Genomic DNA, 19610 nt, shown 5'->3' with positions numbered 1-19610 from the left:
GCCGGGGCCGCTATTCGAAGTAGCGCAGGCGCCAGCCCACCAGCGTGCGGGGCATGGTCTTAACATCGCTGCCTTTGGTGCTGAAATAGTGCAGCTGCCTGTTGCCCTTCTCGTCGGGCGAGATGCGCCCGGCCCAGATATCGCCGGCGGTGTACATGATGATCGCGTTGTGGCTGTTGGCCGCGCCGCGCAGCCACAGGCTAATCACGCTGGCGCCGATATTGTCTAAATCCTGCTGGTAGAGGTAGACGTTAGCGGTATTCACAAACTGCTGATAGTCGTCACCCACCAGCGCCCGGAAGCGGTCATCGGTGGCTTTATCCGGCAAGATCCCCAGCGACAGCAGCGTTGCGGGCGGGCGCGGATCGCGGCTGGCGCGCAGATAGCGGCCGTCGATAAAGCCGCCGCCCGGCATCGACAGGCGGCAGCCGCCGTCGCCGTTGCTGTAGACCTGCAGCGCGCCGCTGCGCCGGGGGATCAGCAGCACCCGGCAGCCGCTGGTGTCGGCCATGCCTTCAATCAGCGCCATGCCGTAAATTTTGCGCGCCTCGGCGGTGTACTCGTCGCGATTGCGGCCGGCCCGGACGCGGATATCGGCGGTCACCGACCACTCGGCGCTGCGGCTGAACTGAATGGTCCCCTCGCTCATGTTCGGCGCGCTGCTGTTCCACCACTGCCCTTCCCAGCCAAAGTCCGGCGCCGGGCTGGAGAGCAGGCTGATCCCTTCGTAGTAGGCGCGCTCGATGCAGCCGTCAGAGGTGCAGTTTTTAAGTGATTTTTCCCAGGTCGCGTACTGCCGGTTAACTTCCCGGGCGTCGTCTTTTGCCAGCCGCCTGCGGTAAATATCGTTCAGCGTTCCATCCAGCCAGCGGAGGTTCTCGCTGCTGCAGACGGTATTTTCAACGGGCGTAACCGCGCGCGCGCAGTTGACCGCCCGGGCGGCGGTGGTGAACAGTGCCAGTGCGAGACACAGGTACGTTATCAGACGAATCGACATACGATGTAATCTGTTATCCAAATGAGCAAATTTTGCGTCATTAAACCACCAACGGCGGCGATATTCAGCCAATTGCCCCGTTTGAGGACGATAATTACATCGCCATTACGGCGCGTTTACAGCGTGATTTCAGCAGCGTGAAAAGAGCACAGGGAATTTAACGTTTACTTAGGGCGAGCCTCAGCGCAAACAGGAGAAACAAGCCACCGGTGGCCCTGTCCATCCAGGCGACCACGCCCGGCTTTTTTAAGGTGCCGGCAGCGAAGCGGGTGGCGCTAATCAACACCAGCGACCACAGGGTGCCGAGCAGGACGTGAATACTCACCAGCAGGAAGGTCCAGAGCAGCGGCGAGTGGCCGGCAGGAATAAACTGCGGCAGAAACGAGACGTAGAAAATCCCCATTTTCGGGTTGAGGACGTTGCCGAGCAGGCCGCGCAGAAAGCTGCTGCCCCCGGCGGCCTTCGCGCTGTCGTCAAAGCGGCTGCGGGGATGCAGCAGCATCTGCACCCCGAGCCAGCACAGGTAGGCTGCGCCGCAGTATTTAAGCACGCTATACGCCACTTCCGACACCGCCAGCAGCGCGCCCAGACCAAAAGCCACAAGCGCCCCCCAGACAAAACAGCCGAGATCGATCCCCAGCGCGGCGTGAAACGCGCGGCGGCTGCCGTCCGCGGCGGCGGTGCGCAAAATCAAGGCGGTATCGAGCCCGGGAGTGAGCGTCAATAGCGTGGCGGCAAAGGTGAAGGCAAGCAGGGAATCGGCGACGGTCATTGTGTGGCTCCGAAAGAGAGACAGATTAGGATTATCTTTATTAAAACGCAATGTCTGAACCGGCCCAGCGCTATCGCCGCGGCGCCGGGCCAATCGCACGTTCTGCGGCACGAATTGCCAATAACTCGTTCACCATTTTATAAATTAGTGATTACAATTATCTCGTTTTTTGCCCTGCTGCACTCGCACAGGCTTTGTTTTACTTCAGGTTTGCATTGATTGAGCACAAAGCCGCCCTGCCCCTGGCCTGCGGCGGCACCACGCGTTACTGATAATAGGGATACTATCCATGCCTGATATAACGTCGCCTTCAACACCGCAGCGCCCGTTCCTGCGCCGCCTGCTGATGAAAGCCGGTAAGCGCTTTTTGCGCTGGAACGGCGAGTTTCAATCCCGCCATTCGCTCGTCTCTACCACCCCGCAGATTGGCAATCACGAATTTAGCTGGGTGGAATCACTGGAGTCCAGCTTTCCCGCCATCCGGGAGGAGCTGGAGCATCTGCTGGAGCATCCGGAGGATATTCCCTCATTTCACCAGATCTCCCCGGATCAGAAGCGCATTTCCAAAGGCGATAACTGGAAAACCTTCGGCCTGTACGTGTACGGCCAGCGGGTAGACGAGAACTGCGCCATCTGCCCGCGCACCGCGCAGGCAGTAAGCGCCATCCCCGGAATGCGCACCGCAATGTTCTCAATCCTCAAGCCGCACTACCATATCGTGCCGCACAAAGGCCCGACCCGGGCAGTGGTGCGGGCACACCTTGGGCTGATCGTGCCGAAAGATCGCGACAAGCTCTGGATCCGCGTCGATGACCAGATCCTGCACTGGGACGAGGGCAAAGTGATCCTGTTTGATGACTCCTACGAGCACGAGGTGCGCAACGACACCGACGAGCTGCGCGCGGTGCTGTTCCTCGATATCGACCGGCCGATGGACAGAATCGGCACGCTGGTGAATAAGCTGCTGTTTACGCTGATTAAAGCCAGCCCGTACGTGAAGCAGCCGCTGAAGAATCTCGCTAGCTGGAATAAGCGGGAGAAGGGGAAAGGCTAGTTTGTATTCTTTCTTTGCTGCGGGGCCTTGCTACCAATGGCGCCGCAGCGCAGTTGATAATGAGTAGCGGGGGCGCGTAAGTGGTGGGCTACGCTTTGAAGCCCGGTTTACCGTGAGTCAGATGCCACTCCTTCACTTCCTGAACAATGCCTTCGGGACTATCATCTTTTCCAAACTCTGGATAGAAAATAAGATCAGATCCTGATGGATGTTCAGAAAGACGTGTAAATTCTCTTACACGTCGATTATCATCCTTCTCGGTTGGCCCCACGGCCCTGCAAATTTTACAAACCAATTCTAAAAATTCTCTCTCGGTATAATCTCTTATTTCTTCATAACCTTACTATTTAACTTTACTCTCTCAAATGTGAGATTCATTTAAGATATTTTCAACGCAGCATCAAATTTTTTAGAATATCTACCACCGAAGTTCTGAAGCCGGCAGGAAAGTTACTGCTTCGGCTTTTTCTCGTAAATCGTAACGAATTTGCATTGTTATTGGAATATGAAGATTTTGAACACTGAATCTATCAACCCAACCCATTGCTATTTTCATTACGTTTTTCGGAGGTACTGATTTATCTGGTTCACCAAAAGTATTATGTACCCATTGACGCGTCATATCTTTCTCCAAAGGCGGGGCAGCTCGTTTGGAAAAACCCAGTTTTTCACAGGGTCATGCTGAAGCCTTAATGTAATGCTTTTGAGTATTTTTCCATCACGTTTAAATGATAAAAAAATCCCCTCCCTCGCCATTTATAACTTAAATTTGGAGAGCCGGGGGCTCCTGTTGGCTTCGTTTGGTATGGAATAATTCCAGCATCAAAAACTTCTCCATAACTCCTACCTAAACTGAAGATTAAGTGTTCAATATTGACTGTCATTTATATAGCCCTAATGCATCATTTATTTTATATGCCTGTCACTCATCCCGCTTAAATACTATCTGGTAATCATATTTATCGGGATCAATGTGATGTAAAAATAATGATTGCAAATCACTAACCCATGGTTTTAACACATCAAATCCACCGTCGTATATTTTACCACTAAAAGGTAAATTAAATTTCTTAATTAAACTACCATCTTGTCCCAGATCTGCAGACGTTTCCTTGTTGATCAAGATCTCATCTTCTTTATCAAACCATTCTAAGGTTATTTTTAGTCCCACGCTCCACCTCACAGATATTTTTTAATATTTCGCCCTTTAACGGAGGGCTTTAACTGCTTACCTGTTTTATAATCTATAGAACCTAAATGCTCACCATCTCTAGCTCTGTACTGCTCAAGTTCACCGTGCTGAGAATCCCATTCGTAAATTCGCCTACCTTTAGCATCAACCCAGCGATCTCTAAGTCCACCACCGCCCTGCTTAGGTTTTTTTTCTTAGTCTGTCTAAGACCTGAAATACTGATCTCATCCGTTTCAGGTACTGGATGGCAATAAAATTTTTACTACTTCCTTATTATGTAAGCACCTAATAACTACCATTTATCCCTGTAGTCAAATGAAACAAAATAATCATACGATGATAAATTAATATTATGTGTAAAATGAGGCTGTAAGTACTTTATCCAATTACTTCTTAGTTCAAAAGAGCCATTATTTACAATATCTTTTGTCGGTATACCCAAACCATCAGTCATGATGCTGGCATCATCACCGAAATCGGATGAATATTCCTTATCTACACCTAACTCTGTAAATTTATCGAACCATTGTAATCTTAGTCTTAGACCCATGCCAGCCTCATAGAAACACCTCAACATCCCATATTCTGACGGCAGGATTCAACCACCTACCAGTTTTATATTATAAATAATTCGAGTCCTCGTTAGCATACAATCAAATATTACCTTTAAGATAACAAATAAATTCTCGCACCTCATCAACAGTTGTATACCATTCTGAGACTTTCTCACCGTCTGAGTATGCCTCATACTCTCCGGCATATTCATTTAGTCTATTTATAGAAAAGTCATCAATACCTTCTGAAAAAATAATTTTATTTTGAATGATGACATTCTCACCTCTAAAATAGAGAATCCATGAAAATAAAAAATTGATATCCTTTGGCGCATACATTGAAACAACCAACGTTGATTTACTCTCATCACGTATGCCCTCCTCCAGACAAGCAAGCCAGCTGACTCGGTATTGTTCAACACTCCAATAGGTGACCGGAATCTGCAGGCCTTCTTTAAAGTCCCCAATGATGATGGATGCTGGTAATACTGTCTCACTAAATTCAGACTCAATGGCTTTGTCTTCCGTAAAAATACCAAACATGTTATTACCCTTTAATCCTGTGCAAGTTTTTATCGTATGTCCCCAGACGAACACCTTTTTTACTGATTTTTTTCCACCCTTCAGTAACATTATGACCATCAACATCAGGTGTAATATAGTCAACTCCATTGAAAAAGGCGGGCTGCCCGTGAGAATTAAATGGTGTTTTATTCGGAGCCACGCGTCGATCATAACCCAACTTCTTAGCTGCCTGCGCTGCATCCTTACCTTTCAAGACAGAATTGAGATAAACATAAATCGGCGGAATATTCGACAGCGGCAGGATAAGAATATAGTCCGCAAAGGTCTTCTCTTCCGGTACCGGCGTGGTGGTTGCTGTAATGCCGGTGTTTTCCGGCAGCGGATCGACCATTACCGGATTTGGGAGCCTGACCGGGTTCTGGTTGCCCGTGTTCCACGGTACGTTTTCGCCGGTGCTGTCCGGGGTCCAGATGATTGTTATTTGTGGCGTTTCTTCGGTGGTGAACGTATAGGCGTTGCGGCTGCTGTCCCACGCCATTTTGCGCACCCGCACCCGGTCTTTCCCCGGCGGCGTGTGCCAGCCGTGGGGAACCGAATTCCCCCGGTTGTCGCTCTCCCACGTAAAGCGCACGCGGGTTGGCGCCTCGCGCATCTGCTCCAGCCGCATGCGGTCGATAAAGTCCTGCTCACCGTCATTGAGCCTGCCGGGCATCATTCCCACCAGCACGGCGGCAGCGGGCGCGCCGGGGCCGCTTGCGGCGATCCTTCCGAGCCCGCTGGCGACTTCACCCAGCTTCACCGCCCAGGTTCCTGAGGTAATGGCGCTGCCGCCTATCAGGCCGAGAACGCTGGCGTCCGCCACCGCGGTTTTCACCCTTTCAGCGCGCTCTGCCGCCCCTTTTGCCGCCAGGTAGTCCATCTCCTCATGATTGCCGAACCACCACCGGTAGAGGGCGCTTCGCTTTCGGGGCGGAGGAGTATCGTCTGCCGGTTTGTTTTTCCGGGCCGCCTGGGCGTGCTGGACCACCTCGGGTTCCGGTGCCGGGACGGCCTGATAAAACGCCATTGCCGCGAAGTTGCCGTGCGGCTCGCGGGCGTCTCCGGCATCGTTGCAGCCCTCGCCGCGAAGGCAGGATTTGGCGAACACCCGGTTTCGCTCCCGCGCGTCTTCCCGGCGCTGCTCCTCCGCCCGGTGCCGGGCGGCCAGCGCCGCCGCTTGCGCTTCTCTCGCAATCACTGCCGGATCGCGCCCCTGACCCAGCCACTGGCCCGCAGGGGCAACGATCCGGTTGGTGCCCGGCGGGCAGCCGCAGGTCACCGCTGCGCCATCGACGGCCGCTGGCACGCCCTGCCAGACGGATCGCGGCTCGCCTTCGGCGACAATGCCGGTCTTTCCGCATTGTTTGCAGGCCGTGGTCCGATCGCCAATGCGCACGATCGCCCGGCTAAACTCGGTGCAGTTGGGGAGCGTCGAACAGAGGGTGGCGCCCGTGGTGGTTTTGTCGCCGTGCAGCGCCAGCCCGCGCCCGTAGCAGTTCGTTCGGTATCCCATCGCGGTTACTCCGCGAGGGAGAGAAAATCAGGGGGCAGCGCGACGCCCTCCCGGGCGACCAGCATGCAGGCATCCTGCGGGGTGCTGATAATCAGATCCCCGTTATCCAGCTGGCTGCCGACCAGGGCGATCCCGCGCCCGTTAACGTCCCGGTAGTGGCTTCCGGCACTGCTGACGATGCGGGCTGTCCGGCCGTCGGGGTAGGAAATAAGGCTTTCTTCGGTGAGCACGCTGCGCATTTTGCCGTCTGCGCACTGGATCTTATTGCCCTCGCCGGGTGCGGAATTAAATTCAGCACCGGTACCGCCGTCGCGGGTACGGCATCCGGCGACGGCGATTCGGTAAATAGCGGTGACCGGATGCCGGATGCAGAAGGCTTTCTGCGCTTCGATAATCGCGCGAGCGTCGTCGTTCATCGCCGCCAGCTGTTCCGCCGTGAAGGGCGACTGATTCATTGTTGCCCGCAGTGCCGGTGTAATTTCATTACTGTATTGACCGTCCATGTCCTTTTCTCTTCCTTGCTTTTTGATAGTTACCTTGCAGCGAGGCTGCCCGCTTTTGCTTTAATGTAAAAACGATAGTGCCTCTGCCAGGACAGAAATAAGCTATTAAATAAAAATCAGCGCGCTGCATGGCTGACTTTATCGCACTTTTACTGATGTCGCCGAGTACGAAAGCGGATCTTAACTTTGCGTATTATTTCATCTATGTTAAAAGCATTTTTACTTCAAAAGGAATAATTACAAGAATACCTAATAGATTTATCCTAAATAATTCGGGCTGCACGAGAAGGCATCTTTGAGACTTTGGACTGTGCTCGCACTGACTTCTCAGGCCGAATACGGCGACAAACATTCTCCAGATAGCCACGCAGACAATACTGGCTTATCGATTATCAACATAAAATATGCCGTTATTAAATTCTGGTATATTTCTTACTCTCGAATTAAATTATTTGTGCTGGCATCAGAACGCATTTCCACCCTGACTAATATGCGTTACTTACGGACAGCCATTCAGCGAATTCACGGGCGCGAACTTTCGTCAGTACCCGGAGGAGTCCGCGCCGCCAACGGGCAAGCCGCCTGAGGCGTGGCGAGAATATCGCAATAAAGGCACACAAGATGCCTGATACCTGTCCGATAACAGAATGCCGGCAAAAAGGCCGCAGCCGCGGTTATCCAATATTAACGCACAGGGTAATTTCTGCAGGCAGAGGCCCGGGCTCCGCTCAGCATGCTGGCTCGTACAATTTGCCTGTCGGGATGCGCTCTATTACAGGAACACTATGGCAAACTTATCACTCTTCTCAAAACTCAACATACTCGCATTCACATTATTCTCGATGCTGCTCAGCACCGCAGCAAATGCAAATAATACGAATAGTTTTGTGGATACTAACAGCTACAGTACCGATGCCGGTCCTATTATTACCACCATGACAGTACCGCCGGTGCCGGCAGTCAAAAATAAACAGTTTTTAGCCTTGTGGCCTGGCTATACTCACGGTTCAGTACTGCAGCCGGTGTTAAGCTGGAGCAAGCCCGACGGATGGGGATTTCCAGCTGGAACTGCTGCAGTAAAAAACCATACTCTTCAAAAAAGTATCCGGCTAACGTTGGCGATGCTATTTTCGGTATTATCGCCCCGACCTGTCCCGTGGGACAAAAAGCCTGCGGCCGCTGGAAAGTGACCACGGTGAATCTCAACAACGGACAGGTTTCGGTACTTGATAATACCGAACTGGATATCAGCGGGAATAAAAACCTGACGCCGGCTTTCTTTGAAACACAATCGTTTAGCGAATGTCGCGAGCTGCCGGCCAATACCGAGTTCACGTTCTCCACCATTGCTTACACTGCCAGCCTTGAGCCGCTTAACCCGGTCTGGCATGGCGGGGTTAACGCTAACGATGGTCAAGGACACGCTATTACGCCCATTGACTGCGCCTGGACGCACGAAATTTCACCGCCGATTTTCCGGCTGGGATACAGCTCCGGCGGCACGCCTACTCCGGGCTTTGATATTACCCTTTCTGAAAACACGATTCGCGTCAAAGCCGGCGATAGCCACCAGGCGGTCATTACGATGACGCCGAGAAACGGCTTTAAAGGCGCGGCGATCCTGAAAACCTACGGCCTGCCGGCTGGCGTTCAGGCTAGCTTCGATAATCCCTCTCTCGACGGTTCGGGCCTGCCGGGCACCCTGACGCTGGCGGCAGGCGCCGATGTCAAACCCGGCGCGTATCCAATTGCCGCATTCGGCACCAGCAGCACCTTTAGCGCTGCCGCACCGGCGCTGCTGATTATCGAGTAACACGCCTTCAGGACCGGGGCTCACACTGGCTCCGGTCCGTTTTTCCACGCTTTTATGCCAGCAACTCCTCTTCGCCAAGCTTTTGCCTGACGTAGTCGCGGGCAATCGCGCTGGCCTGCTGCACGTCAAAACCATCACCGCTGAGGCTGCCGCGCAGCCACAGGCCGTCGATCATCGCCGCCAGCCCTCTGGCCGCCCGGCGCGCCGCGTCTTTCGGCAGGCGGCGCTGAAACTGGCAGCAGATGGCGGTATAGAGGCGGCGGTCGTTGATGCGCTGCAGCCGGCGCAGATCGGCGCTGTGCAGGCTGGCAGCCCAGAAATCCAGCCACGCCCGCATGGAGATTTCGCTGACCTGGCTGGGATCGAAGTTGCCTTCAATAATGGCAAACAGCTGGGATCGGGGATCGGCTGCGGCCCGGGCCCTGCACGCCAGAGTGGCCTGATGCAGATCGCGCAAGATCTGGCGCATCGTCGCCTGCAGCAGGCCGCTTTTGTCGCCAAAATAGTGGCTAACGATCCCGGTAGACATGCCCGCCTCTTTCGCCACCTGCGACAGCGTCACCCCGGCGAGCCCCACTTCGCTAATGGTTTCAAACGCCGCGCTGATGAGCTGTTCCCTACGCTTCTCGGGGATATTCTTGCGTACATCTCAAAATTCCTCGTCTCTCTGAACGCGCCCGCATTATTGATTGAACGGTCAATCAATAATGCATATGCTGCAAAAATGTCAAAACAAAGTTAAATCATTACATTTCATTTACTTAATCCATACAAACTGCGTTTGTATTTGATCATCCAGGTAAAGATCATGACTGCGATACGTGATTCTGTTGAAGAGAGTACTCCGCCCGTTCGGGTAAATCTGCCGGTGTTTATCGGTTCTGCCTCCGTCATTCTGCTGCTGGGGCTGCTGACAGTGCTGTTCCCGCAGGGCAGCCAGCAGTGGCTGAGCCATGCCCAGAACTGGATATCGGATGCGTTTGGCTGGTATTACATGCTGCTGATGGTGGCATGCATGGCGTTTGTTTTCTGGCTGGCAATGTCGCAGTACGGCCAGCTGCGCCTGGGTCACGACGACGAGCGCCCCGGATTCTCCTATCTCTCCTGGGTGGCAATGCTTTTCTCCGCCGGGATCGGTATCGCGCTGGTCTATTACGGCGCCTACGAGCCGCTGGATCATTTCCTGCGCCCGCCTGAAGGCGCGGGCGGTACGCCCGAAGCGGCCCGGCAGGCAATGGCGATTACTTTTCTGCACTGGGGGCTGCACGGCTGGGCGCTGTACGCGCTGATTGCCGTCGCGCTCGGCTGGTTTGCCTACCGCCGCGATCAGCCGCTGGCGCTGCGCTCCGCCCTCTATCCGCTGTTTGGCGAGCGCATCCACGGCTGCATCGGCCACCTGGTGGACGCATTCGGTATTCTGGTGACCGTGATTTCAATGGTCACTAACCTCGGGATCGGCGCGCTGCTGGTCAACTCCGGGCTGAACTATCTGTTCCATATTCCGCCCTCTACCCAGCTGCTGATGACGATCATTGTGGTGATGATGATCGTCGCCACGCTGGCAGCGGTGACCGGCATTGAGAAAGGGATCGCCATGCTCTCGAATATCAACGTCGGCTTTCTGTGCCTGCTGCTGCTGTTTATTTTTATTGCCGGGCCAACCCTCAACCTGGTGAACGGTCTGCTGCAAAATACCGGCGACTACCTTACCGCGCTGGTGGGCAAGAGTTTCGACGTTTACCTGTACGGTAAAGCCCGCCAGTGGCAGGGCGCATGGACGCTATTCTACTGGGCCTGGTGGGTGGCGTGGGCGCCGTTCGTCGGCCTGTTTATCGCGCGCATCTCCCGCGGGCGCACCATCCGCGAGCTGATCCTCGGCGTGCTGCTGATCCCGCTCGGATTTACCCTCGCCTGGCTGTCGCTGTTTGGGAATACGGCGATAAGCCTGGTGCTGGAGCACGGGCAAACGCTGCTGGGCGAGGTCGCGCTGGCGGATCCGCCGATGGCGGTATTCAAGCTGCTGGAGTATCTGCCGGGCACCACCATTACCGCCGGGCTGACGATTATTCTGAGCTTTGTGCTGTTCCTGACGCCGGTAGATTCCGGGACGCTGATGATTGCTAATCTTTCCAGTATCGGCGGCACCGTCAGCGACGATGCCCCGGCGTGGCTGCGGGTATTCTGGGCGGTAGTAACCACCATCGTCTGCGCCGGGCTGCTGCTGGCGGGCAGCTTTAGCGCTATGCAAACCGCAGTGGTTATCTGCGGGCTGCCCTTCTCCGCGGTGATCGTGCTGTATATGGTGAGTCTGGTGAAAGATTTGCGCCGGATGGCGCCGCCGGTGGCGGTGCCGCAAAGGCTGTAGGTCAAAAAGGGCGCCGCTGGCGCCCTCTTTCTGTTCCACCCTATACCGATCAGGCGCCCTGGCGCGTTGCCGCCAGCACGATTTCACGGATGCAGACGTACTGCGGCTGGGCACAGGCGTATTCGATAGCGTGCGCCACGTCTTCCGGGCTAAGCACTTTGCCGCCCATCTCCTGCTTCCACGCCTGGTATCCGGTTTTGATTTCTTCGCTGGAGGTGTGGCTCAGCAGCTCGGTCTCTACCGCGCCCGGCGCGATGACCACCACCCGCACGTTGTGCGGCGACAGCTCCTCGCGCAGGTTTTCCGACAGGCCGTGAACGGCGAACTTGGTGCCGACGTAGGCGGTGTGGTTGGGGAAGGTTTTGCGCCCCGCCACGGAGCTGATGTTAATAATGGTGCCGCCCTTGCGGGCAATCATCCCTTTGCTGACCGCGTGCACGCCGTTCAGCAGGCCCTTCACGTTAACGTCCAGCATCCGGTCCCACTCGTCCGGGTTCTGGGACTCAATCTGGCCCAGCAACATTACGCCGGCGTTATTGATCATCACCTCAACCGGTCCGAACTGCTGTTCCGCTTCTGCCACTGCCGCGGCGATAGCCTGCCTGTCGGTAACGTCCACCGACCGGCACAGGGCGTTCGGCAGATTGAGTGCGGTCATGCGATCCACCCGGCGGGCGAGCAGCAGCAGCGCGTGACCGCGTTCGGAAAAAAGCTTCGCGGTGGCAAGGCCAATGCCGGAGCTGGCGCCGGTAATGACCACTAACGGTTTGATTGCAGGGTTCATGGACGTTCCTCATAAATAAAGTTGATGGCGCTACTTTAAATCCGCCGTGAACTGGTGAAAAATGGTTTGTTTTTCTCACTGGCATAACATAAATCTATGGATAAGCGACAGCTCAGCGCCTTCATCTGCGTTTTTGAAGAGCGAAACATTACCCGCGCGGCTGAACAGTTAAGTCTGACACAGCCCGCGCTATCCGCCACTATCAAGGCGCTGGAAGAGGATCTGGGCACCCGGCTGTTTATCCGCAAGCCGCGCGGCGTCGAGGTGACGGAGGATGCCCGGGCGCTCTATCCCCACGCCAGCCGGATGATCCAGGAGATGCGCAGCCTGGCGTCCCGCTTTCGCAAACGGCAGGACAAAATCCCGCTCGCTATCGGTATTGAACAGGATATTGCCGCCGGCTGCCTGCAGCATCTGCTGCAGTGCCTGAGCCGCGAACTGCCCGATGCGCGGGTGACCTTAGAGCCCGGCTGCACCGGCGATATCCGGCTGGGCTGCGAGAGCCTGCGCTGCGAAGATGAGCTGTTTATGCCGCTGGCGGAAGAGCGCTACGTGCTGGCCTGCCCACAGGCGCACCCGCTGGCGCAGGAAGAGGCGCTCACCCCCGAGCTGCTCTGCCTGCAGCCGTGGGTGATGTATCCAAACCACGACTCCCACCAGCGCTTTCTGCCCTTTTACGGCACCGCCGCCGGCGCGCCGGGTGCCAATGCCGGCAGCTTCAGCCTGGCGCTGGATCTGGTGGAGGCCGGCGCCGGGCTGGCGATAGCGCCCGAGGCGCTGGTGGTACAGCGCAGTGCCCTTGTCGCCCGTCCGCTGCCCGGCTATCCGCTCAGCCGCCGGGTCGGCATCTGCTACGCCGTGCAGGCTACCCGCAATCTGGCGGTAGAGCGACTGCTGGGCCACCTTAGCGAGAATCTATCCTGAACCGTGACGGCGGCAGGCCAGCGCGCCTGCTGCCTTCCGGTCCCCGTGCCGCCCGCCCCGCAGGCATCAGGCCAGCCTGTCATCTTCCTTTCATTTTCATCGCCTATCTTTTAACACCTATAAATGCAGGGTCGACTCATTTCAAAAATTAACGCTAATTAAGAATTCGTTAAGACCTGCGTGTCAGAATCGCCACAAGTCAACGAACAACCAACGCGTTTTTAGATAAATCCGGCGTCTGTGTTACCTCAGCAGGTCAATATTGACGGACGACGGCAAACAGCTTTTCCCATACAGCCGCTGCTGCCAGCAAAAAGCATAATTTTGTAAGCAGTAGATTAAAGAAGAGTAATTAAAATGAGCGAATTTTCGACCCAGACGCGAAAAAGTGCCTTTTACGGTGATAGCATTTCTGACCGCAGCAAGATTAACGACGTAAATTTAAGTAAATTTAACGACGATGTTGAACGGCGCTTATTTATTGCCATCGACGAAGACGACATCGCCGACAAGCAGGTCAGCCTGCCGCAGCGCATTGATTTAGCGTGCAATGAGGCGCGGATTCGTGAAAACTATGCCCTGTGCCTGAAATACTGGGAAGACGGTACGGATCGCAGGGAATTATTGAGCCTGATAAACAAGCAGCTCAATCGCGGCGTGTTAACCTCTGATGAACGTAAAGCGTATAAATATATACGCTCGCGCTATAAGCATTTACGCTTCGCGCTGATGCTGTATACCCACAATCATAAAGTCCCTTATTTGTTCAGGAAAACAACGGTCATTCTTGGACGCTTCCAGGATGCCCTGCGTAATAACAACGCTCGCCTTACCGCGCGCTATGGAAAATTACTTAACGTGATGCTCAGCGAGCCGGCGTGGAAAATGGTGAACTATTCCCTGCGCCATATTCGCACCACCAGCGCGGATAAATTTGTCTCCTATCGCCTTGCTCAAATGCGCAAGCTGCAGCAGATGATTTCCAAACGCCAGCTGAGCGGCCGCGAGTTCCACGACGTGCGCAAAATCATCAGCCAGCAGGTATCGTTTTACGACACGCTGCGCTCTATCAATCCGGGGAATCAGGAAGCGTATCAGGTGTCCCGCTTTATGGCGGCGATTAACGGGATGATGGGCGACAAGCACGATGAACTGATTGCAGACGATCTGGCTGGCGTGAAAGCCTACAGCGAGCCGGCGCCGCTCGATGCCGATATCCGCTGGCGGCTGGAGATGCTGCTGGACAGATACCCGGCTTACTAAAACAGAGCCCGCACGGCGCACGCCGGCGGGCTTTTTTATTCCCTACGCACCGCCCTGCAGCAGCGCGCTTGCCAGCGCCACGTGGGTTTTAACGCCCACCGCCAGCGCGTCTTCATCAATGCGGAAGTGCGGGTTGTGCAGCCCCCACTCCGTCCCCTTCTCTTTATTGCCGCAGCCGATAAACAGGAAGCTGCCGGGCACCTTTTGCTGATAAGACGAAAAGTCCTCGCTGCCGAACAGCGGGGCGTCGGCCAGGATCAGCGTCTGCGCCGGGAAATTACGCTCGATGGCCTCCCGGGCGATGGTGCCGGTGGCGGCGTGGTTAACGCCTACCGCGTAGCCCTCCTGCCAGCTGATCTCCGCCTGCGCGCCGTGGGCCGCGGCCACCCCCGCCACCGTGCGCGCCATCAGCGTTTTCACCTGCTCGCGGATCTGCGCGTCGTGAGTGCGCACGGTACCCGCCAGCCGGGCGCCGTTGGGAATGACGTTATAGCTGTCGCCGGCCTGGAACGTGGCGACGGTGAGTACCGGCGCCTTCAGCGGATCGATGTTGCGCGCGACGACGTTTTGCAGCGCCATCACCATTTCCGCGCCCGCGACTACCGGATCGATGCACAGGTGAGGCACGGAACCGTGCCCGCCCCGGCCGGTAATGGCAATGTCGAAGTTATCGCTGGAGGCAACGTAGATCCCCTCTTTCATTACGATGTGGCCGGTGGGCACGTTGGGCGCCATGTGCAGGCCAAAAATGTACTCCACATCATTTACCACGCCGCGCTCCACCAGCGCGCGCGCGCCGCCCGGCGGCACTTCTTCCGCGGGCTGAAAGATAAACTTGATGCTGCCGCGCAGCCGGTCGCGCAGCTGGCACAGCACCGCTGCCGCGCCCATCAGCATAGCGGCGTGCGCATCGTGGCCGCAGGCGTGCATCACATTGGGTTTAGTGGACGAAAAGGCTTCGCCGCTTTCCTCCTGCAGCGGCAGCGCGTCGATATCCGCACGCAGCGCCCAGATCGGGCCGGGATACTCGCCCTTCAGTACCGCCACTACGCTATTGTCCATCGGGCGGCTTATCTCCAGGCCCGGCATCCGCGAAAGCTCGTCGGCAATATAGTCGGCGGTGGGCTTTTCATGAAATGACAGATCCGGATGGGCGTGAATGTGGCGCCTCCAGCGAACAACATCGGGGTTAACGTCATTGATAAGGGTCAGAATGTCGTTATTCATACAGCGATCCTTTAATTAAGAGCGGATACAGATGCGGACGTTTTTCGCCGCATCAGCGGCAAAATAGCCACGCCCGCGCAGAGCATAGACGCGGCGAGGAAGATAAAAGTGCTCTGATAGCTGCTGCTTCGGTCCAGCAGAAAGCCAATCACAATTGGCGAGATGAAGCCGCCCAGCGTGCCGCCGGTGTTAATAAATCCCATTGCGGCACCCATCACGTTTTCCGGCAGACGCTTCATCGGCAGAGTAAAAAGCGTCACGAAGGTCGCCATCAGAAAAATCTCGCAGACGAACAGCAAGATGCCGGCGGCCAGCGCCGTGGTAGCGTAAAAGATACCGAGAATGGCCGCCGCGCTGAGGGTGGCGCAGACCAGGATCGCCCGCGGCTCGCGGCCGAAGAAGTATTTACCCACCAGCCAGCCGGTGCAGAGCGACGAGCACCACATGCCCGCGCCGCCGACAGCAAAAATGTAGCCCGAGAGCGTCATCGGCATCCCCATGCCGTCCACCAGAAAGCGCGGCAGCCAGCTCATTAATCCGTAGCTGGGAATATTGACGCAGAAAATGGCGACGAACAGCAGCAGCACCGTCGGATTGCGCCACAGCCCTGACGCGCCGCCGTGCGCCTTTTCTTTTGCGGGCGCGGCAGGTGCAGGCACCCGCAGCAGCATCAGCCCCGCCATCACGCAGGCCAGAATGCCGAGAGTAATAAAAGCGCGGTGCCAGCCCAGCTGCGACAGCGCCGCTACCGCCACAATTGGCCCAACGGTCATCGCCAGCCCGGCGGAGGAGAGCAGTACCGACTGGGCAAAAGTGCGCTTTTCAACGCTGAAGTTGCTGACTACCGCTTTCGCGCAGGAGCAGGGATAGCCCGAGTGGCCCACGCCCGCCAGGAAGCGGAACAGCAGCAGCAGGCCGAAGCTCGCGCCCAGCGCGCCAAACAGGATGGCGCATAGCCTGAGCATCGAAAGGGACAGCAGCAGCATCGTTTTGTAACCGATGCGGTCGTTGAGCCAGCCAGCCGGAATTTGAAAAAGCGAGTAGGCGAGAAAAAAGACGCCGGTGATAAGTCCCAGCTGCGAGGTGCTGAGGCCGAACTCCTTTTCAATGGGCAGCAGGGCAAAGCCGGTGACGGTTTTGTCGAGGTAGACGAACGCGTAACCCACAAACAGCAGCAAAATCATCTGTGACTGACTTTTCATTCTTCTCATCCTAAGGAAAACAGAAAGGTACGCCCATTGCGATCCGTCGCAGACTAGGGCTTTACCCCGGCGGCGGGAAGATATAGTTTTCTTATACGCGATGCTTTTTTGTTATAGGACCCACCGTGAAATACCTGCCGAAAATGGCCCAGCTGCAGGCTTTCAGAGCCGTCGCGCGGCGTGGAAGCCTGCGATCCGCCGCCCGGGAGCTGGGCGTTACCCAGCCGGGGCTCAGCCGCGCCATGCGTGAGCTGGAGCAAACTTTAGGTACGCAGCTTTTTTTACGCAGCAGCGAAGGCGCGGCGCTGACGGAAGCCGGTCAGGCGTTTTCCCGGCGGGCGGAGTGGATCATGGAGGAGCTGCGCCGCGCTACCGAAGAGGTGGAGCAGATAAGCCAGTTCAGCCACGGTCGCCTGACCGTTGGCTTTTCGTCGCTGATTGCGCTGACGGTATTTCCGGGGCTGGCCGAAACCTTTAAAAACGCTCTGCCGCAGGTCACGCTGACAATCAAAGAGGGGCAGCTCAGCTCGCTGCTGCCGGGGATTCGTCAGGGGGAAATTGACGTCGCTATCGGCAGCATCGATCCGATGCACCCGCCCGAGGGGGTGATGATTGAGCCGCTGTTTACCGCGCCTTTCTGCATCATTGCCAGAAAAGGGCACCCGCTGGCTAACGAGCGCGACCTGTTCGCGCTGCGCAGCGCCCGCTGGCTGCTGCCGGAATCCACGGAGGGCTACTATCACCACCTGCAAAACGAGCTGGCGGCCTTTTATCGCCAGATATCGGTGGCCCCGCTGCGGACGGATTCGGTGATAACCGGATTGAATATGGTACTGAGCAGCGATTATCTGACGATTGTGGCGCGGGCCGCCGCCAGCCCGTGGCAAATGGAGGATAAGCTGGCGGTGCTGCCCATCGACGGGCTCCCCTCTGCGCAATACTGCGCGGTTTGGTCACAAAAGTCGGCGATGACCACCAATGCGCAACGCTTTCTTACTCTGCTGCGAGAAGCCTGCCGCCGGTACAGCTGGTAACCACGCGGCGTGCCCTGGCCCGGAAGATAACCGAACGTTACAGCGGCAGCGAGAGGCGCAGCGCCAGCGCGGCCAGCGTGATTAACAGCACCGGCAGCGTCATAACAATCCCGGTACGAAAGTAGGTTCCCCAGCCAATCTTGATTTTTTTCTGTGCGAGAACGTGCAGCCATAGCAGGGTTGCCAGGCTGCCGATTGGCGTAATTTTTGGCCCCAGATCGCAGCCGATAACATTCGCATAAATCATCGCTTCTTTGATCACCACGGCGGCAGTGCTGCCGTCAATGGAGAGTGCGCCCACCAGCACGGTCGGCATATTGTTCATGATTGACGACAGGAAGGCGGTTAAAAACCCGGTGCCCAGCGTGGCGGCCCACAGGCCCTCCCCCGCCAGCACGTTAAGCAGTCTGGAGAGGTACTCGGTCAGCCCGGCGTTGCGCAAGCCGTAGACCACCAGATACATACCGAGCGAGAAAATAACTATCTGCCAGGGCGCGCCGCGCAGCACCTTTGCGGTATTGATGGCGCGACCGCGTCGGGCAACCATCAGCAAAATCAGCGCGCCGACAGCGGCGATGGCGCTGACCGGGATCCCGAGAGGCTCAAGAATAAAAAAGCCCGCCAGTAGCAGGAACAGCACAACCCAGCCGGTTTTAAAGGTGGCAGGATCTTTGATGGCCTTAGCGGGAGACTTGAGCAGCGCCAGGTCGTAGACCGGCGGAATATCCCGGCGAAAAAACAGGTGCAGCATCAGCAGCGTGGCGGCAATGGCGGCAATATCGACCGGTACCATCACCGACGCGTAGCGCGTAAAGCCCAGATCGAAGAAGTCTGCCGAGACGATATTCACGAGGTTCGACACGATAAGCGGCAGGCTGGCGGTATCCGCAATAAATCCCGCAGCCATCACGAAGGCCAGCGTCGTGCTCTTGCTGAACCCCAGCGCCAGCAGCATGGCAATCACGATGGGCGTCAGGATCAGCGCCGCGCCGTCGTTAGCGAACAGCGCCGCTACTGCCGCGCCGAGCAGGACTATCCAGGTAAAGAGCAGACGGCCTCGTCCCCTGCCCCAGCGGGAAACGTGCAGCGCAGCCCATTCAAAAAAGCCGGATTCATCGAGCAGCAGGCTGATGATAATCACCGCCACAAAGGTTGCAGTCGCATTCCAGACGATGTGCCATACCGCCGGGATATCAGCTATGTGAACCACGCCCGACGCCAGCGCCAGCACCGCCCCAAGTGAGGCACTCCAGCCGATCCCCAGGCCCCTGGGCTGCCAGATAACCAGCACCAGGGTCAGGATAAAAATTGCGCCTGCCAAAAACATGCTCCCCTCCAGTTACATTCGAAAATTCATATGTATTTAGTTATTTTTTAGCAGCAGCGCATATTGCTGCTGACCGAATCCAGCCTGCCGGCAATGGCGCGTACTGCGTCCCTTTGGCTGAGCCAGGCCTGCTCGACAATCTGTGCCGCCCATGCGGGCATCTGCGGCGACAGCCGGTAGTGCACCCATTTTCCCCGCCGGCTGTCCAGCAGCAGGCCGCTTTCCCGCAGCATCGCCAGATGGCGGGATATTTTAGGTTGCGACTGCTCCAGCGCAGCGCAGAGATCGCAGACGCACAGTTCGCCCGCCTCCCGGAGCACCAGCACGATACCCAGCCGGGTTTCATCGGAAAGGTTTTTAAAAAGCTGTAGAGAAGTGAGCATCATCCGTCCTCCCTTGTTTGTGTAAAAGAGGGTACGCGGCGGGGAGATAAAATCATTAATTACATTCGAAAAAGCATATGTGTTGATGCTGTTTTTATGATTTATGTTAAAAACAGCGAATAAAAATTATCGGAAGGAA

General features: G+C 56.3%; 21 protein-coding genes and 2 pseudogenes. 7 read left to right on the top strand and 16 right to left on the bottom strand.

Annotated elements, in window-relative coordinates; translation table 11 throughout:
- Positions 1-10 precede the first annotated feature (10 nt).
- Together QZ766_RS20655 and QZ766_RS20650 are read right to left on the bottom strand one after the other, a co-directional pair.
- Positions 11-997 (bottom strand): hypothetical protein, encoded by a 987-nt coding sequence (locus tag QZ766_RS20655; protein WP_297206704.1) that lies wholly within the window; start codon positions 995-997, stop codon positions 11-13.
- A 157-nt stretch (positions 998-1154) separates the two neighbouring features.
- Positions 1155-1769: a LysE family translocator gene (locus QZ766_RS20650; protein ID WP_297206702.1), complete on the bottom strand. Its 615-nt coding sequence runs from the start codon at positions 1767-1769 to the stop codon at positions 1155-1157.
- Positions 1770-2058: 289 nt separating this feature from the next.
- Between QZ766_RS20650 and QZ766_RS20645 the strand changes: the two genes are divergently transcribed.
- Positions 2059-2823: an aspartyl/asparaginyl beta-hydroxylase domain-containing protein gene (locus QZ766_RS20645; RefSeq protein ID WP_297206700.1), complete on the top strand. Its 765-nt coding sequence runs from the start codon at positions 2059-2061 to the stop codon at positions 2821-2823.
- An 88-nt stretch (positions 2824-2911) separates the two neighbouring features.
- Here the strand turns inward: QZ766_RS20645 and QZ766_RS20640 are convergent, their stop codons facing one another.
- The 8 genes and pseudogenes from QZ766_RS20640 to QZ766_RS20605 form a co-directional block, all read right to left on the bottom strand.
- The gene (locus tag QZ766_RS20640) at positions 2912-3151 is read right to left on the bottom strand and encodes a bacteriocin immunity protein (protein WP_297207244.1); all 240 of its coding nucleotides are present in this window, start codon (positions 3149-3151) and stop codon (positions 2912-2914) included.
- A gap of 90 nt (positions 3152-3241) precedes the next feature.
- Positions 3242-3707 (bottom strand): annotated as a pseudogene (locus QZ766_RS20635) (DUF6392 family protein).
- 38 nt (positions 3708-3745) lie between these two features.
- Positions 3746-3994, bottom strand: coding sequence for a colicin E3-like toxin immunity protein (locus QZ766_RS20630; protein WP_297206697.1), 249 nt, complete (start codon positions 3992-3994; stop codon positions 3746-3748).
- Between the two features lie 8 nt (positions 3995-4002).
- A pseudogene (locus QZ766_RS20625) lies at positions 4003-4262 on the bottom strand (colicin E3/pyocin S6 family cytotoxin); the annotation flags it as partial.
- 45 nt (positions 4263-4307) lie between these two features.
- Complete coding sequence (locus tag QZ766_RS20620) at positions 4308-4565, bottom strand: colicin E3-like toxin immunity protein (protein WP_297206696.1); 258 nt, start codon at positions 4563-4565, stop codon at positions 4308-4310.
- A 103-nt stretch (positions 4566-4668) separates the two neighbouring features.
- Positions 4669-5112 carry a hypothetical protein gene (locus tag QZ766_RS20615; protein WP_297206695.1) on the bottom strand — a complete coding sequence of 148 codons (444 nt, stop codon included), beginning with the start codon at positions 5110-5112 and terminating at the stop codon, positions 4669-4671.
- Between the two features lie 4 nt (positions 5113-5116).
- Complete coding sequence (locus QZ766_RS20610) at positions 5117-6646, bottom strand: S-type pyocin domain-containing protein (protein ID WP_297206692.1); 1530 nt, start codon at positions 6644-6646, stop codon at positions 5117-5119.
- A gap of 5 nt (positions 6647-6651) precedes the next feature.
- On the bottom strand, positions 6652-7149 hold the full coding sequence (locus QZ766_RS20605; protein ID WP_297206689.1) for a hypothetical protein: 498 nt from the start codon (positions 7147-7149) through the stop codon (positions 6652-6654).
- 785 nt (positions 7150-7934) lie between these two features.
- On the opposite strand from QZ766_RS20605, the gene QZ766_RS20600 reads away from it, so the two are divergent.
- Together QZ766_RS20600 and QZ766_RS20595 are read left to right on the top strand one after the other, a co-directional pair.
- A complete protein-coding gene (locus tag QZ766_RS20600) occupies positions 7935-8339 on the top strand; it encodes a hypothetical protein (RefSeq protein ID WP_297206688.1) in 405 nt (134 codons plus the stop codon).
- Positions 8306-8962, top strand: coding sequence for a hypothetical protein (locus QZ766_RS20595; RefSeq protein ID WP_297206686.1), 657 nt, complete (start codon positions 8306-8308; stop codon positions 8960-8962). Before QZ766_RS20600 ends, QZ766_RS20595 begins: the two co-directional genes overlap by 34 nt.
- Before the next feature lie 52 nt (positions 8963-9014).
- On the opposite strand, the gene betI is transcribed toward QZ766_RS20595, so the two are convergent.
- Positions 9015-9596 (bottom strand): transcriptional regulator BetI, encoded by a 582-nt coding sequence (gene betI / locus QZ766_RS20590; RefSeq protein ID WP_297207243.1) that lies wholly within the window; start codon positions 9594-9596, stop codon positions 9015-9017.
- Between the two features lie 174 nt (positions 9597-9770).
- Between betI and QZ766_RS20585 the strand changes: the two genes are divergently transcribed.
- A complete protein-coding gene (locus QZ766_RS20585) occupies positions 9771-11327 on the top strand; it encodes a BCCT family transporter (RefSeq protein ID WP_297206685.1) in 1557 nt (518 codons plus the stop codon).
- Between the two features lie 49 nt (positions 11328-11376).
- On the opposite strand, the gene QZ766_RS20580 is transcribed toward QZ766_RS20585, so the two are convergent.
- A complete protein-coding gene (locus tag QZ766_RS20580) occupies positions 11377-12111 on the bottom strand; it encodes an SDR family oxidoreductase (protein ID WP_297206683.1) in 735 nt (244 codons plus the stop codon).
- Positions 12112-12207: 96 nt separating this feature from the next.
- On the opposite strand from QZ766_RS20580, the gene QZ766_RS20575 reads away from it, so the two are divergent.
- Positions 12208-13035, top strand: coding sequence for a LysR family transcriptional regulator (locus tag QZ766_RS20575; protein WP_297206681.1), 828 nt, complete (start codon positions 12208-12210; stop codon positions 13033-13035).
- A gap of 357 nt (positions 13036-13392) precedes the next feature.
- On the top strand, positions 13393-14298 hold the full coding sequence (locus tag QZ766_RS20570) for a hypothetical protein (protein ID WP_297206678.1): 906 nt from the start codon (positions 13393-13395) through the stop codon (positions 14296-14298).
- A gap of 42 nt (positions 14299-14340) precedes the next feature.
- Here the strand turns inward: QZ766_RS20570 and QZ766_RS20565 are convergent, their stop codons facing one another.
- On the bottom strand, positions 14341-15525 hold the full coding sequence (locus QZ766_RS20565) for an amidohydrolase (protein ID WP_297206675.1): 1185 nt from the start codon (positions 15523-15525) through the stop codon (positions 14341-14343).
- Between the two features lie 11 nt (positions 15526-15536).
- Positions 15537-16727 carry an MFS transporter gene (locus QZ766_RS20560; RefSeq protein WP_297206673.1) on the bottom strand — a complete coding sequence of 397 codons (1191 nt, stop codon included), beginning with the start codon at positions 16725-16727 and terminating at the stop codon, positions 15537-15539.
- Between the two features lie 125 nt (positions 16728-16852).
- Between QZ766_RS20560 and QZ766_RS20555 the strand changes: the two genes are divergently transcribed.
- Positions 16853-17761 carry a LysR substrate-binding domain-containing protein gene (locus tag QZ766_RS20555; protein WP_297206670.1) on the top strand — a complete coding sequence of 303 codons (909 nt, stop codon included), beginning with the start codon at positions 16853-16855 and terminating at the stop codon, positions 17759-17761.
- A gap of 37 nt (positions 17762-17798) precedes the next feature.
- Here QZ766_RS20555 and QZ766_RS20550 read toward each other — a convergent pair whose 3' ends face one another.
- Together QZ766_RS20550 and QZ766_RS20545 are read right to left on the bottom strand one after the other, a co-directional pair.
- The gene (locus QZ766_RS20550) at positions 17799-19088 is read right to left on the bottom strand and encodes an arsenic transporter (protein ID WP_297206668.1); all 1290 of its coding nucleotides are present in this window, start codon (positions 19086-19088) and stop codon (positions 17799-17801) included.
- A gap of 47 nt (positions 19089-19135) precedes the next feature.
- The gene (locus QZ766_RS20545) at positions 19136-19474 is read right to left on the bottom strand and encodes a metalloregulator ArsR/SmtB family transcription factor (protein WP_297206665.1); all 339 of its coding nucleotides are present in this window, start codon (positions 19472-19474) and stop codon (positions 19136-19138) included.
- Positions 19475-19610: the final 136 nt, after the last annotated feature.

This window comes from uncultured Pluralibacter sp., assembly GCF_913775985.1.
Taxonomy (GTDB): domain Bacteria; phylum Pseudomonadota; class Gammaproteobacteria; order Enterobacterales; family Enterobacteriaceae; genus Pluralibacter.
This window is presented reverse-complemented; position numbering and strand designations above follow the sequence as displayed.

What these genes read in the sequence shown, in the direction of transcription:
- QZ766_RS20655 (WP_297206704.1), bottom strand. Translation starts at nt 997, where the DNA reads ATGTCGATTCGTCTGATAACGTACCTGTGTCTCGCACTGGCACTGTTC.
- QZ766_RS20650 (WP_297206702.1), bottom strand. Translation starts at nt 1,769, where the DNA reads ATGACCGTCGCCGATTCCCTGCTTGCCTTCACCTTTGCCGCCACGCTA.
- QZ766_RS20645 (WP_297206700.1), top strand. Translation starts at nt 2,059, where the DNA reads ATGCCTGATATAACGTCGCCTTCAACACCGCAGCGCCCGTTCCTGCGC.
- QZ766_RS20620 (WP_297206696.1), bottom strand. Translation starts at nt 4,565, where the DNA reads ATGGGTCTAAGACTAAGATTACAATGGTTCGATAAATTTACAGAGTTA.
- QZ766_RS20615 (WP_297206695.1), bottom strand. Translation starts at nt 5,112, where the DNA reads ATGTTTGGTATTTTTACGGAAGACAAAGCCATTGAGTCTGAATTTAGT.
- QZ766_RS20610 (WP_297206692.1), bottom strand. Translation starts at nt 6,646, where the DNA reads ATGGGATACCGAACGAACTGCTACGGGCGCGGGCTGGCGCTGCACGGC.
- QZ766_RS20605 (WP_297206689.1), bottom strand. Translation starts at nt 7,149, where the DNA reads ATGGACGGTCAATACAGTAATGAAATTACACCGGCACTGCGGGCAACA.
- QZ766_RS20600 (WP_297206688.1), top strand. Translation starts at nt 7,935, where the DNA reads ATGGCAAACTTATCACTCTTCTCAAAACTCAACATACTCGCATTCACA.
- QZ766_RS20585 (WP_297206685.1), top strand. Translation starts at nt 9,771, where the DNA reads ATGACTGCGATACGTGATTCTGTTGAAGAGAGTACTCCGCCCGTTCGG.
- QZ766_RS20580 (WP_297206683.1), bottom strand. Translation starts at nt 12,111, where the DNA reads ATGAACCCTGCAATCAAACCGTTAGTGGTCATTACCGGCGCCAGCTCC.
- QZ766_RS20575 (WP_297206681.1), top strand. Translation starts at nt 12,208, where the DNA reads ATGGATAAGCGACAGCTCAGCGCCTTCATCTGCGTTTTTGAAGAGCGA.
- QZ766_RS20570 (WP_297206678.1), top strand. Translation starts at nt 13,393, where the DNA reads ATGAGCGAATTTTCGACCCAGACGCGAAAAAGTGCCTTTTACGGTGAT.
- QZ766_RS20565 (WP_297206675.1), bottom strand. Translation starts at nt 15,525, where the DNA reads ATGAATAACGACATTCTGACCCTTATCAATGACGTTAACCCCGATGTT.
- QZ766_RS20560 (WP_297206673.1), bottom strand. Translation starts at nt 16,727, where the DNA reads ATGAAAAGTCAGTCACAGATGATTTTGCTGCTGTTTGTGGGTTACGCG.
- QZ766_RS20550 (WP_297206668.1), bottom strand. Translation starts at nt 19,088, where the DNA reads ATGTTTTTGGCAGGCGCAATTTTTATCCTGACCCTGGTGCTGGTTATC.
- QZ766_RS20545 (WP_297206665.1), bottom strand. Translation starts at nt 19,474, where the DNA reads ATGATGCTCACTTCTCTACAGCTTTTTAAAAACCTTTCCGATGAAACC.